We start from the raw sequence: 13,099 nt of genomic DNA on the forward strand, positions 1-13,099 counted from the left end.
TAGAGATTGCATAAAGTTTAGACCGTAGCTCCGGCTGCGGTCTTTTTACGACTACTGCTAGCTTGTTTAACCGTGATTAATAGATACAAGTGACTTGTGTTTATTCATGACTGTTAATCAAAAAAACTCTCTTTTGGAAGGTAAAGTCCATGACTACAAACCCTAAACCTGCGTATCAACGTATTCTGTTAAAACTGAGTGGTGAAGCTCTTCAAGGTGAAGACGGTTTTGGTATTGACCCAGCGGTTCTTGACCGTATGGCTCAAGAGGTTAAAGAACTGGTTGAACTAGGCGTTCAGGTTGGTGTAGTTATCGGTGGTGGTAACTTATTCCGTGGTGCAGGTCTGGCTGAAGCTGGTATGAACCGCGTTGTTGGCGACCACATGGGTATGCTGGCGACTGTGATGAACGGTCTTGCGATGCGTGATGCACTGCACCGTGCTTACGTTAACGCTCGCGTGATGTCTGCGATTCCTCTAAAAGGTGTATGTGACGATTACAACTGGGCAGACGCAATCCGTGAACTTCGTCAAGGTCGTGTGGTGATCTTCTCGGCTGGTACAGGTAACCCGTTCTTCACAACAGACTCAGCGGCATGTCTACGTGGTATCGAAATCGAAGCGGATGTTGTACTAAAAGCAACAAAAGTGGATGGCGTATTTACAGCTGACCCAGTAGCAAACCCAGACGCAGAGCTGTATGATAAGCTTTCTTACGCTGAAGTTCTTGATAAAGAACTGAAAGTGATGGATTTGGCAGCGTTTACACTAGCGCGTGACCACAAAATGCCAATTCGCGTATTTAACATGAACAAACCAGGCGCACTACGCCGCGTGGTTATGGGTGAAGCAGAAGGCACATTGATTAGCTCTGCTGAATAAGTCAATTCAACCGCAGCATGTGTTAGGTATATAGATGCTGCGGTATTGCCTTTTGAAGAATCCTGATTAGGCTTTCTTCAGGAAGAATTATATATTTAAGGTGATATTGTGATTAACGAAATCAAAAAAGACGCTCAAGAGCGCATGGATAAAAGCGTTGAAGCGCTAAAAAACAACCTTTCTAAAGTTCGTACTGGCCGTGCGCACCCAAGCCTGCTGTCTGGCATTTCTGTAGAATACTACGGTGCACCAACGCCTTTAAACCAAGTTGCTAACGTGGTTGCTGAAGACGCGCGTACACTTGCTATTACCGTATTTGACCGCGAGTTAACTCAGAAAGTTGAAAAAGCGATCATGATGTCTGACCTAGGTTTAAACCCAATGTCAGCGGGTACTATCATTCGCGTTCCTCTACCTCCCCTAACAGAAGAGCGTCGTAAAGACCTCGTGAAAATCGTGCGTGGCGAAGCAGAAGGTGGCCGTGTTGCCGTTCGTAACATTCGCCGTGATGCAAACGGTGATCTAAAAGCACTGCTTAAAGATAAAGAAATCTCTGAAGATGAAGATCGTAAAGCACAAGACGAGATTCAAAAATTGACTGATTCTGCAGTGAAGAAAATCGACGAGGTTCTTGCTGCTAAAGAAAAAGAGTTGATGGAAGTTTAATTCCGCTTACACTCGGCTTTAAGAAAACGCTGTGCTCGCAGTACAGCGTTTTTTTATGCTACTCTCTGTCCTTTGCTGATAACTTATCAACCCTTTATGCAAAATTCTCAACTCTCACCAGATGTACTCCCTCAACATATCGCAATCATTATGGATGGCAATGGCCGCTGGGCGAAAGCGCAGGGTAAGCCCCGTGTTTTTGGTCATAAAAACGGTGTTGCAGCAGTAAGAAAAACCATCTCTACCGCCGCGAAGTTAGGCATTAAAGCGGTAACTTTATTCGCCTTTAGCAGTGAAAACTGGCGTCGTCCTGAAGAGGAAGTCGGTGTGTTGATGGAGCTGTTTATCACGGTATTGTCAACAGAGATAAAAAAGCTGCATAAGAACAACCTACGTTTGCGGGTCATCGGCGATACATCGCGATTTAATGATCGATTGCGAAAAAAGATTACGCAAGCCGAAGCGTTAACCGCTGAAAATACTGGCATGATGATCAATATTGCTGCTAATTACGGTGGTAAGTGGGACATCACACAAGCGACCCAAGCGCTGGCGGAAAAGGTGGCTCAGGGAGAGTTACAAGTAAATGATATCAATGAAACATTGATTACTCAGCATTTGACGATGGCTGACTTACCCGAGGTTGATTTAATGATTCGTACCAGTGGTGAGTGCCGAATTAGCAACTTTATGCTGTGGCAAATGGCCTACGCTGAGTTGTATTTTATGCCAATTTATTGGCCGGAGTTCGATGAGAACAGCTTAATTGAAGCAGTGACTTGGTTTGTTAACCGTGAAAGAAGATTTGGTTGTACTGGTGAACAAATCAAGGCATTGATGGAAAGCGAATAAAGGACCCCAAGTTTGAAACAAAGAATAATAACAGCCCTCATCCTTGCTCCGTTAGTGATCTTAGGAATTTTTGAGCTCTCTTTACCCATGTTTACCGTAGCGATAGCTGCGATTATGCTCATTGGTTATTGGGAGTGGACTCAGTTTGTAGAATCAAAATCGCGAGTTAGTGCTCTTGTCCCAGCGATTTTAGTCAGTGCATTCAGTTTTGCGCTTATTCCTTATGATTCAAGCAGTTTAAATTTAGTGCTTGAACCTCACTATCTGATCTTAGGGCTAGGATGCCTCTGGTGGGTTGCCGCCAGTACTCTGGCTATTACTTATCCTAAATCTTCTGCACTATGGCAACACTCAAAACTCTTACGTCATGCTTTTGGGATTTTGACATTACTTCCTTTCTTTTGGAGTGTACTGCTATTGCGAGCGGAAGGTATCAATAATGATGTGTACCACGGCGCTAAACTCGTACTGTACGTTTGTTTTATCGTTTGGGCTGCCGATAGTGGCGCTTACTTTGCGGGTAAGAGCCTGGGTAAGCGAAAAATGGCACCTAATGTTAGTCCAAATAAAACCATTGAAGGTTTAGTCGGTGGGATCATTACCGCGGTTCTTGTTGGGTGGGGGACATCAGTTTGGTTTGATATTGAATTCACTAACCCTCTGACAATGATCGTAATTACTTTGATTACGGTTGTTATTTCCGTGCTAGGTGACTTAGTCGAAAGTATGTTTAAGCGCGTCTCTGGAATCAAAGACAGCAGCAATATCATCCCTGGACATGGCGGCGTTCTAGACCGTATTGATAGCCTTACCGCAGCGTTTCCTGTTTTTGCATTTCTTTACTTTACTCTTTAGGCAGGCTTCGGCTTGCCTGAATCACATATCGGTTTCTTGCTATGCGTAAGTTAACAATTCTTGGTGCGACTGGTTCAATCGGTGCCAGTACATTCAAAGTTATCGAACAAAACCCTGAGCAGTTTTCTGTAGTGGCTTTAGCGGCGGGCAGCAATGTCGAGAAAATGCGTCAGCTATGTCAAAAATGGCAGCCCAAATATGCGGTTATGGCATGCGATTCAGCAGCGCTGCAACTCAAACAGCAGCTTAGTCAACTGAAGCTCAACACAGAAGTACTGTCTGGTGTTGAAGCAATGTGCCAAGTCTCATCCACTGATGAAGTGGATACCGTGATGGCTGCGATTGTTGGTGCTGCGGGTTTATTACCAACGATGGCTGCTGTCAAAGCCGGTAAACGTGTTTTACTCGCGAACAAAGAAGCTTTGGTTATGTCTGGCCAGTTGTTTATTGACGCAGTGAAACAGCATGGCGCTGAGCTGATGCCAGTAGACAGTGAACACAATGCAATTTTCCAGTGTTTGCCGAGTGAGATTCAAACCAATCTGGGGCAATGTGACTTGGAAGCCCATGGCATACAGCACATCTTATTGACGGGTTCTGGTGGACCGTTTCGTTATAGCGATATTAATGAACTCAGCACGGTGACGCCAGAGCAAGCTATCGCGCATCCCAATTGGTCAATGGGGCCTAAAATTTCGGTGGACTCCGCCACTATGATGAATAAAGGACTGGAGTACATCGAAGCCAAGTGGTTGTTTAATACCGCTCGAGAACAACTAAAGGTGCTCATTCACCCACAGTCAGTGATCCACTCAATGGTTCAATACAAAGATGGCTCTGTGTTAGCACAAATGGGTGAACCGGACATGGCTACGCCTATCGCTTTGACCTTATCTTACCCTCAGCGAATCAGTGCGGGTGTTGCACCACTTGATTTTACCAAGGTTGGCGAATTAACGTTCCTAGAAGCAGATTACAGCCGTTACCCTTGCCTCAAACTCGCCATAGATGCTTGCTACGAAGGGCAGCACGCGACAACAGCACTGAATGCGGCCAATGAAGTTGCCGTAAATTCATTCCTGAATCGAGAACTTTCATTTACAGATATTGCTATAGTCAATGAAGCGGTTCTGTCTAAAGTGTGTGCTGGCTCGAGTCAGGCAAATTGTAACGACTTGGAAAGCATTCTTGAGCTAGATAGAATGGCCAGAGATTTGGCGACGGCATTTATAAGTGAGCGTAAGTTATGACAGGTATTTTGTGGAACTTTGTTTCATTTATCATTGCGTTAGGCGTTTTAGTTGCTGTTCATGAGTTTGGTCACTTTTGGGTTGCACGCCGTTGTGGTGTTAAAGTTGAAAAATTCTCTATTGGTTTTGGTAAATCCATTTGGAGTAAAGTGGGAAAAGATGGAACAGAGTATAGCGTATCTGTCATTCCATTAGGCGGTTACGTCAAAATGCTCGACGGCCGTGTAGATGATGTCCCAGAATCTGAACAGCAGTTTGCGTTTGACAAAAAGCCACTCTGGAAACGCAGCGCGATCGTCGCGGCTGGCCCTATCTTTAATTTTCTTTTTGCCATAGTAGCATATTGGTTGGTATTCCTTATCGGTGTACCAGCAGTGAAGCCTGTTGTCGGTGAAGTTACGCCTTATTCTATCGCCGCTGAGGCTGGTTTAGAAAAGGGTATGGAACTTAAATCAATTTCGGGCGTCAAAACCGCAGATTGGGAATCAGTCAACATGGGACTGATTTCCCACATTGGTGACGAGCGCTTAACGATGACGGTCTCACCTGCTGATGAAGTTGGAATCGAACAGACCATCACACTTGACCTACTAAACTGGAACTTTGACCCAGAAGAGCAGTCTGCTATGTCAGCACTTGGCTTTGTTCCGTTTACACCGGAAATATCGACAACATTGGTCAATATATCCGAAGGTAGTGCAGGTGAAAGAGCGGGATTACTGGCAGGCGACACATTGGTGGCGATTGGTGGTAAACCACTCACCGGATGGCAACAAGTGGTTGAATCTATTCAGCAGCACCCCAATGAGCCATTACAGTTGGAAGTATTGAGGAATGGCGAGCGTTTAGAGCTAACAATTACACCTGATAGCCGAGAAATAAAAGGCAAAGGTGAAGTTGGGTTTGCTGGAATTGCCCCTGAGGTTGCGGAGTGGCCTGAGAGCTATCGTTTTGATTTGCAATTTGGCCCGATGGAATCTATCGGTAAAGCGGTTGAAAAAACGGGCCAAGTGATCGGTTTGACGATCAGCATGCTGAAGAAATTGATTGTTGGGGATGTTGGACTTAATAACCTGAGTGGACCAATTTCAATTGCGAAAGGAGCGGGAACAACGGCCGATTATGGGCTGGTTTACTTCCTCGGCTTCCTTGCTTTAATTAGCGTCAACTTAGGCATCATAAACCTTGTGCCGTTACCTATGTTGGATGGCGGACATCTTTTGTTTTTTGCTATTGAGGCTGTAATCAGACGTCCCGTTCCTGAAAAAGTACAGGAGATGGGATACCGCATTGGTGGTGCAATTATTTTCTCTCTCATGGCAGTGGCGATTTTCAATGATTTTGCGCGTCTATAACGTGACAAATGTTGTAGTAAGGAATAACTAAAACAAATATGGCGATGAAAAAGATTCTGTTTGCCACGTTGCTTGCAACAAGCGTAAGCGCAACGGGCGCTGAGAACTTCGTTGTTCGAGATATTCAAGTAGAAGGTTTGCAGCGTGTCACGCTTGGTGCGGCTTTATTAAAAATGCCTGTACGTATTGGTGACACCGTTGATAACCAGGACATCTCTCAGATCATTCGATCTCTCTATGCTTCAGGTAACTTTGAAGATATTAAAGTAATGCGTCAGGACGAGGTGTTGGTTGTTCAAGTGAAAGAGCGTCCAACCATTTCGAGTATCTCGTTCTCGGGTAACAAAGCGATCAAAGAAGAGCAGCTTCAACAAAACTTGGAAGCATCCGATATTCGTGTTGGTGAAGCTCTGGATCGTACTACGCTGGCCAACATCGAAAAGGGGCTAGAGGACTTTTACTACAGTGTTGGTAAATATAATGCCAATGTACAAGCAGTAGTAACGCCTTTACCGCGTAATCGAGCGGACCTTAAGTTTGTCTTTTCAGAAGGCGTTTCGGCCAAAATTCAGCAAATTAACTTTATCGGCAATGAAGCCTTTAGTGACGATGATTTAAGAGGCCGTTTTGACCTTAATGTCGATGTGGCTTGGTGGAATTTCTTATCTGATGATAAATATCAGAAACAGGTCCTTGCTGGTGATTTGGAAGCATTAAAGTCCTATTACCTCGACCGTGGTTACCTAAAATTTAAAATAGATTCGACACAAGTTTCAATTTCTCCTGACAAAAAGGGTGTATACATTACGCTCGGACTAAATGAAGGTAAGCCTTATACCGTTAAGGACGTTCAGTTCCGCGGTGATATGGTCAATGGAGAAGCTGAACTAGAAAAGTTGGTCACCTTTGAAATGGGTGAGTTGTACAACGGATCAGCGGTGACCAGCTTAGAAGAAAATGTGAAGCGACAGTTAGGGGAGGCAGGCTATGCATACCCTAAAGTCCGCACTATTTCAGAGTTTGATGACGAAAAACAAGAAGTGTCTTTGGTTGTGAATGTGGAAGCGGGCAAACGAATTTATGTTCGTGATATCCGCTTTGTTGGCAACAATGCAACGAAAGATGAAGTTCTGCGTCGTGAAATGCGTCAAATGGAAGGTAGCTGGCTAAACTCTAAATCGATTGAAACGGGTAAAAATCGTTTGAGTCGTTTAGGTTACTTTGAAACTGTCGACGTACAAACCGTTCGAGTGCCAGGTAGCGAAGACCAAGTGGACTTGGTATACAGCGTTAAAGAGGCAAACTCGGGCAGCATCAACTTTGGTGTGGGTTATGGTACGGAATCAGGCGTAAGTTTCCAGGTAGGGTTACAGCAGGACAACTTCCTTGGTACGGGTAATCGTGTTGGTGTGACAGCCATGATGAACGATTATCAAAAGAACATCAGCCTTGATTACCGCGACCCATACTGGAACCTAGATGGTGTTAGTCTTGGCGGAAAAGTTTTCTACAACGAGTTTGAAGCGTCAGAAGCGGGCATTGTTGAATATACCAACGAAAGTTATGGTACCAGCTTAACTTGGGGTTTCCCGTTTGACGAACTAAACCGTTTTGAGTTTGGTGTGGGCTATACCCACAACAAGATCGGTAACGTACCAACGTATGACCAAGCGCAGCGTTTCGCGCAGAGCATTAACCAAGCGGTTGGCGATATCGTGACTAATGATTTCGATGTCAACGTTGCTTGGACACGCAACAACCTGAACCGTGGTTACTTCCCAACAGCGGGTAATTACCAGCGTGCGTTTGCGAAAGCGACGGTTCCGAGTTCAGATGCGCAGTACTTTAAATTGCAATACGATGTGCGTCAGTACTTACCTTTGACCAAAAAACATGAATTTACCCTCTTAATGCGCGGTCGCTTAGGGTACGGTAACGGTTATGGCCAAACGGATGGCAATGATAACTTGTTCCCATTCTATGAAAACTACTACGCGGGTGGCTTTACCACGCTCCGTGGTTTTGGTTCGAACTCGGCTGGCCCGAAAGCGGTATATACCACACCTGCAGGTGGCGGTGAGTTTATCTGTGGCGAGTACGAATGTGGCACAGCGACGGATGACGCTGTAGGTGGTAATGCGGTAGCGTTAGCAAGTTTAGAGCTAATTGTTCCAACACCATTTGCGTCGGATGAAGTTCGCAGTCAGATTCGTACCAGTGTGTTTATCGATGCTGCAAGCGTATGGGATACGGAGTTTGTTTATAGTGACAGTATCAGTGACCGATACTATTACGACTATTCTGACCCAACTAATTACCGCGCATCTTATGGTGCGGCATTGCAATGGATGTCTCCAATGGGGCCATTAGTATTCTCCATTGCGAAACCAATCGAAATTTACGAAGGTGATGATGAAGAATTCTTCACTTTCACCATCGGAAGAACCTTCTAATACAGAGGAAAATTAAGTGAATAAAACAATTAAAGCGGCTGGTCTTGGCCTTCTTATTATGACGTCATCTCTTTTTGCTAATGCTGCAGAAGCTGCGCAAAAGGTAGGCTACATCAACACAGCTCAAGTATTCCAAGCTCTTCCTCAGCGTGAAGTTGTATCGCAAAAAATGCAGAAAGAGTTTAAAGACAAAGTTGACGAACTGAAATCGATCCAGGCGCAAGCTAAGACGAAAATTGAAAAGCTAAAACGCGATGGCGAACTGATGAGCGAAGGTGACGTAGAGAAACTGCGTATCGAAATTGCTCAGCTAGATAGCAAGTACAAAGTAAAAGCTCAGGCTCTTGAACAAGCGACTGCGCGTCGTGAGGCACAAGAAAAGCAAAAGCTATTTAAAGTAATTCAAGATGCCGTTAAAAAAGTGGCAGAAAAAGAAGGCTACGACATGATCGTAGATATTCAGGCGATGCAGTATGGTAAACCTGAATACAATATTTCTGAGAAAGTAATCAAACAAATTAAATAATCGATTATGAAAGCAATTTCTTTAGCCGAATTGGCTAATATCACCGGGGGGGAGCTACATGGTGACGCAGCAGCCACTGTCACCATGGTTGCGCCGATGGATAAGGCTCAGGACGGTCATGTGACTTTCCTGTCCAATCCTAAATACGCAAAGCACCTTGCCGAGTGCAACGCTACCGTTGTGATGGTGAAAGAAGCGCAGCGCGATGCTTGCAAAGGTAATGTTTTAGTGGTCGACGACCCGTACGTTGCTTTTGCCAAAGTCGCCCAAGCTCTAGACACAACACCCGCGCCAGCGATGGATATAGCGCCATCTGCGGTCATTGCAGCTGACGCCAATATCGGTAAAAACGTTTCAATTGGTGCAAATGCCGTGATTGAGTCTGGTGTGACACTGGGTGATAACGTGGCAATTGGTGCAGGATGCTTTATTGGTAAAAACGCCGAGATCGGTTCGAACACGAAACTGTGGTCTAACGTGAGTATTTACCATGATGTAAGCATCGGTTCAGATTGTCTTATTCAAGCAAACACGGTTATTGGTTCAGACGGCTTTGGTTACGCGAATGCCAAAGGTGAATGGATTAAAATCCCTCAGCTTGGTTCGGTCAAAATCGGAAATCGCGTAGAAATCGGCGCATGTACTACCGTTGATCGAGGTGCATTAGACGATACGATTATCGAAGACAATGTCATCATTGATAACCAACTGCAGATCGCCCATAACGTACACATCGGATATGGTACTGCTATGGCTGGTGGTACAGTTGTCGCGGGCAGTACAAAGATCGGTAAATACTGTATTATCGGTGGGGCTACTGTTATCAATGGTCACATTGATATTGTCGATGGCGTTACCATCACTGGTATGAGTATGGTGATGCGCAGTATTACTGATAAGGGTATGTACTCATCAGGAATTCCACTGCAGACCAACAAAGATTGGCGTAAAACTGCGGCGCGCGTTCATCGTATAGACGACATGAACAAGCGCTTAAAAGCGGTTGAAAAGCACTTTGAGCAGAAAGAAGAATCTTGATTCCGTTTTTTGCTGAAAAAGGCTCGCGAAGTGCGAGTCTTTTTCGTCTATAATGCTGCCAGAAAAAATATTTAGCATTCAACATAGGAATATGACTTTGACTACTGAAAAGAAAACGATGAACATCACTGAAATTCAGGAACTGTTACCTCATCGCTACCCATTCTTACTGATTGATCGCGTAACGGATTACCAAGAAGAAAAGTACCTAACGGCGATTAAAAACGTTTCAGTGAATGAACCTCAGTTTACAGGTCATTTCCCACAACTACCTGTGTTTCCAGGTGTATTGATCTTAGAAGCGATGGCACAGGCTACTGGGCTACTAGCATTCAGATCATTTGGTGCACCTACAGAAAATGAACTTTACTATTTCGCAAGTGTGGATGGTGCAAAATTCCGCAAGCCAGTGGTTCCTGGTGACCAACTGGTTATCGAAGTAGAGTTTTTAAAAGAGCGTCGTGGCATTGCTGCATTTAGTGGCGTGGCAAAAGTTGACGGCGAAGTGGTGTGTTCAGCCGAGCTGAAGTGTGCTCGTCGAGAGTTTTAATATGATTCATGAAACTGCACAAATTCATCCATCAGCCGTGATTGAGGGTGATGTAACAATTGCTGCAAACGTGACCATCGGCCCATTTACTTACGTCTCAGGAAATATTGAGATAGGTGAAGGGACGGAAGTTATGTCTCATGTGGTGATTAAAGGTCACACAACCATTGGTAAAGAAAACCGTATTTTTCCTCATGCTGTTATTGGTGAAGAAAACCAAGATAAAAAGTACGGCGGAGAAGAGACTACGGTTGTTATTGGTGATCGCAATGTGATCCGCGAAGCGGTTCAGATCCATCGTGGTACGGTTCAAGATAAAGCGACCACAGTCATTGGTGATGATAACTTGCTGTGCGTGAATGCGCACGTAGCGCATGATGTTATCGTTGGGAATCACACCCACATTGGTAACAACGCCATTCTTGGTGGCCACGTTACGGTTGAAGACCACGCTGGTGTTATGGCGCTGTCTGCAATCCACCCATTCTGTAAAGTGGGCGCGTATAGCTATGTTGGCGGTTGCTCGGCGGTAGTAAAAGATGTACCGCCGTACGTACTTGCACAGGGTAACCACGCGACACCGTTCGGTCTAAACCTGGTTGGTTTGCAGCGTAATGGTTTCGAAAAAGCAGAGTTACGTGCTTTGCGTAATGCTTACAAAGAGTTCTACCGCGCAGGTAAAACTCAGGCGGAAGCAAAAGAAGTGCTAAACGAGATGGCTCAAGACTGGCCTTCCATTAAGCATTTCATTGATTTTGTGGAAACTTCAGAGCGTGGCGTTATCCGCTAATATCTCTAAGTGATTGTGTAAAAAGATCGCAGCTGTTTGGTTGCGGTCTTTTTGTGTTTTTATACCAATAGTTTGAAGTGGCTGAGATGGAAAAACCATTACGTGTAGGTATTGTCGTTGGAGAGTTATCAGGTGATATGCTTGGTGAAGGCTTTATCAAGGCAATACAGGCTAAGTACCCTAATGCTGAATTTGTCGGTATTGGCGGACCTAAAATGAACGCGCTAGGCTGTCAGTCTTTGTTTGACATGGAAGAGCTGGCCGTCATGGGCCTCGTAGAAGTACTGGGTCGGCTGCCTAGGCTACTCAAAGTGAAAGCGGAGTTAGTTAAGTACTTTACCGACAACCCGCCTGATGTTTTTATTGGTATAGATGCACCAGACTTCAATCTGCGTTTAGAACTCGACCTCAAAAAAGTGGGCATTAAAACCGTTCACTATGTGAGTCCCTCAGTCTGGGCTTGGAGACAAAAGCGCATTTTCAAAATAGAGGCGGCAACCAATCTCGTCCTAGCGTTTCTGCCATTTGAAAAAGCGTTTTATGATCAATATAAGGTGCCGTGTGAGTTTATTGGCCACACCCTGGCGGATGCCATTCCGTTAGTGTCAGAGAAACAGCCCGCACGAGAATTGCTAGGCTTAGAACAAGATAAAAAATGGCTCGCTGTCTTGCCGGGTAGTCGTGGCAGTGAACTAAAAATGCTCTCTCAGCCATTTATCGAAACTTGTAAGCGCCTAAAACAGCAACATCCTGATCTTGGTTTTGTAGTGGCACTAGTCAATCAGAAGCGCCGCGAGCAATTCGAGCAGGCGTGGCAGGAATTTGCGCCAGAGTTGGATTTTAGACTGGTTGACGATACGGCGCGCAATGTTATCACAGCGTCTGACGCCGTTATGCTCGCTTCTGGTACGGTTGCTTTGGAGTGCATGCTCATCAAACGCCCTATGGTGGTCGGCTATAAAGTGAATGCTTTTACCGCCTACCTTGCTCGTAAGATGCTAAAAACCAAATACGTATCGCTGCCGAACATTTTAGCCGATCAAGAGTTGGTTAAAGAGTTCCTTCAAGAAGAGTGCACAGTTGAAAACCTAGCGGCAGAAGTGGGACGTTTGCTCGGTGATGAAGGTGCGCAGATGGTCGAGAAATTCACCGAAATGCATCATTGGATCCGCAAAGACGCTGATAAGCAAGCAGCCAAAGCCGTACTTAATCTGATAGGCAAAGATTATTAACAATTATGACTAAAGAAAAAAAAGAACTTCCTCCATTTGAATACCCGTTGGGTTACCAATTTGTCGCGGGTGTTGATGAAGTGGGGCGCGGCCCTTTAGTGGGTGATGTGGTCACAGCAGCGGTGATTCTTGACCCACATAATCCTATTGCAGGTCTCAACGACTCAAAAAAACTGTCAGATAAAAAACGTTTGGCGCTGCTGCCTGAAATAAAAGAAAAAGCGCTGGCTTGGTCTATCGGTCGTTGCTCACCAACTGAAATTGACGAGCTCAATATTCTTCAGGCGACCATGGTGGCGATGCAAAGAGCCATTGAAGGTTTAAGTATAAAACCCGACTTAGCGCTGATTGACGGTAACCGTATTCCAAAACTTGATATGGATGCGCAAGCGGTTGTCAAAGGGGATATGCGCGTGGCCGAAATCAGCGCAGCCTCGATTATCGCGAAAGTGGTTCGTGACCAAGAAATGGAAGAGCTGGATAAGTTACACCCTGAATTTGGCTTTGCTAAACACAAGGGCTATCCGACCAAAGCGCACTTTGAAGCGATAGACAAACACGGTGTGATAGACCAGCACCGCAAGAGCTTTAAGCCAGTAAAGCGCGCACTTGGTCTAGAATAAACCAGACGGAAGTATACCCTAGTGAATT

Annotated in this window: 13 protein-coding genes; all 13 read left to right on the top strand. The window is 45.1% G+C overall.

Annotation, left to right across the window (positions count from 1 at the left end; all coding sequences use genetic code 11):
• Positions 1-149 precede the first annotated feature (149 nt).
• A complete protein-coding gene (pyrH, locus tag VNE01S_RS05330; RefSeq protein WP_053396765.1) occupies positions 150-881 on the top strand; it encodes a UMP kinase in 732 nt (243 codons plus the stop codon).
• Positions 882-989: 108 nt separating this feature from the next.
• Positions 990-1,547 carry a ribosome recycling factor gene (frr, locus tag VNE01S_RS05335; RefSeq protein WP_053396766.1) on the top strand — a complete coding sequence of 186 codons (558 nt, stop codon included), beginning with the start codon at positions 990-992 and terminating at the stop codon, positions 1,545-1,547.
• Positions 1,548-1,643: 96 nt separating this feature from the next.
• On the top strand, positions 1,644-2,399 hold the full coding sequence (gene uppS, locus VNE01S_RS05340) for a polyprenyl diphosphate synthase (RefSeq protein WP_053396767.1): 756 nt from the start codon (positions 1,644-1,646) through the stop codon (positions 2,397-2,399).
• Between the two features lie 12 nt (positions 2,400-2,411).
• Positions 2,412-3,254 (top strand): phosphatidate cytidylyltransferase, encoded by an 843-nt coding sequence (locus VNE01S_RS05345; RefSeq protein ID WP_053396768.1) that lies wholly within the window; start codon positions 2,412-2,414, stop codon positions 3,252-3,254.
• A gap of 41 nt (positions 3,255-3,295) precedes the next feature.
• Entirely contained in the window at positions 3,296-4,504 is a 1,209-nt protein-coding gene (ispC, locus tag VNE01S_RS05350; RefSeq protein ID WP_053396769.1) for a 1-deoxy-D-xylulose-5-phosphate reductoisomerase, read from the top strand.
• Positions 4,501-5,859: a sigma E protease regulator RseP gene (gene rseP, locus VNE01S_RS05355; protein WP_053396770.1), complete on the top strand. Its 1,359-nt coding sequence runs from the start codon at positions 4,501-4,503 to the stop codon at positions 5,857-5,859. Before ispC ends, rseP begins: the two co-directional genes overlap by 4 nt.
• A 38-nt stretch (positions 5,860-5,897) precedes the next feature.
• A complete protein-coding gene (gene bamA, locus VNE01S_RS05360) occupies positions 5,898-8,312 on the top strand; it encodes an outer membrane protein assembly factor BamA (protein WP_053396771.1) in 2,415 nt (804 codons plus the stop codon).
• Between the two features lie 16 nt (positions 8,313-8,328).
• Entirely contained in the window at positions 8,329-8,838 is a 510-nt protein-coding gene (locus tag VNE01S_RS05365; protein ID WP_053396772.1) for an OmpH family outer membrane protein, read from the top strand.
• 6 nt (positions 8,839-8,844) lie between these two features.
• Positions 8,845-9,876: a UDP-3-O-(3-hydroxymyristoyl)glucosamine N-acyltransferase gene (gene lpxD, locus VNE01S_RS05370; RefSeq protein ID WP_053396773.1), complete on the top strand. Its 1,032-nt coding sequence runs from the start codon at positions 8,845-8,847 to the stop codon at positions 9,874-9,876.
• Positions 9,877-9,973: 97 nt separating this feature from the next.
• The gene (gene fabZ / locus VNE01S_RS05375; protein WP_053396813.1) at positions 9,974-10,426 is read left to right on the top strand and encodes a 3-hydroxyacyl-ACP dehydratase FabZ; all 453 of its coding nucleotides are present in this window, start codon (positions 9,974-9,976) and stop codon (positions 10,424-10,426) included.
• A 1-nt stretch (position 10,427) separates the two neighbouring features.
• A complete protein-coding gene (gene lpxA / locus VNE01S_RS05380; protein WP_053396774.1) occupies positions 10,428-11,216 on the top strand; it encodes an acyl-ACP--UDP-N-acetylglucosamine O-acyltransferase in 789 nt (262 codons plus the stop codon).
• An 86-nt stretch (positions 11,217-11,302) separates the two neighbouring features.
• Positions 11,303-12,448 carry a lipid-A-disaccharide synthase gene (lpxB, locus tag VNE01S_RS05385; RefSeq protein ID WP_053396775.1) on the top strand — a complete coding sequence of 382 codons (1,146 nt, stop codon included), beginning with the start codon at positions 11,303-11,305 and terminating at the stop codon, positions 12,446-12,448.
• A 2-nt stretch (positions 12,449-12,450) separates the two neighbouring features.
• Positions 12,451-13,071 carry a ribonuclease HII gene (gene rnhB, locus VNE01S_RS05390; RefSeq protein ID WP_174522327.1) on the top strand — a complete coding sequence of 207 codons (621 nt, stop codon included), beginning with the start codon at positions 12,451-12,453 and terminating at the stop codon, positions 13,069-13,071.
• Positions 13,072-13,099: the final 28 nt, after the last annotated feature.

Source organism: Vibrio nereis NBRC 15637 (assembly GCF_001591105.1).
Lineage (GTDB): Bacteria > Pseudomonadota > Gammaproteobacteria > Enterobacterales > Vibrionaceae > Vibrio > Vibrio nereis.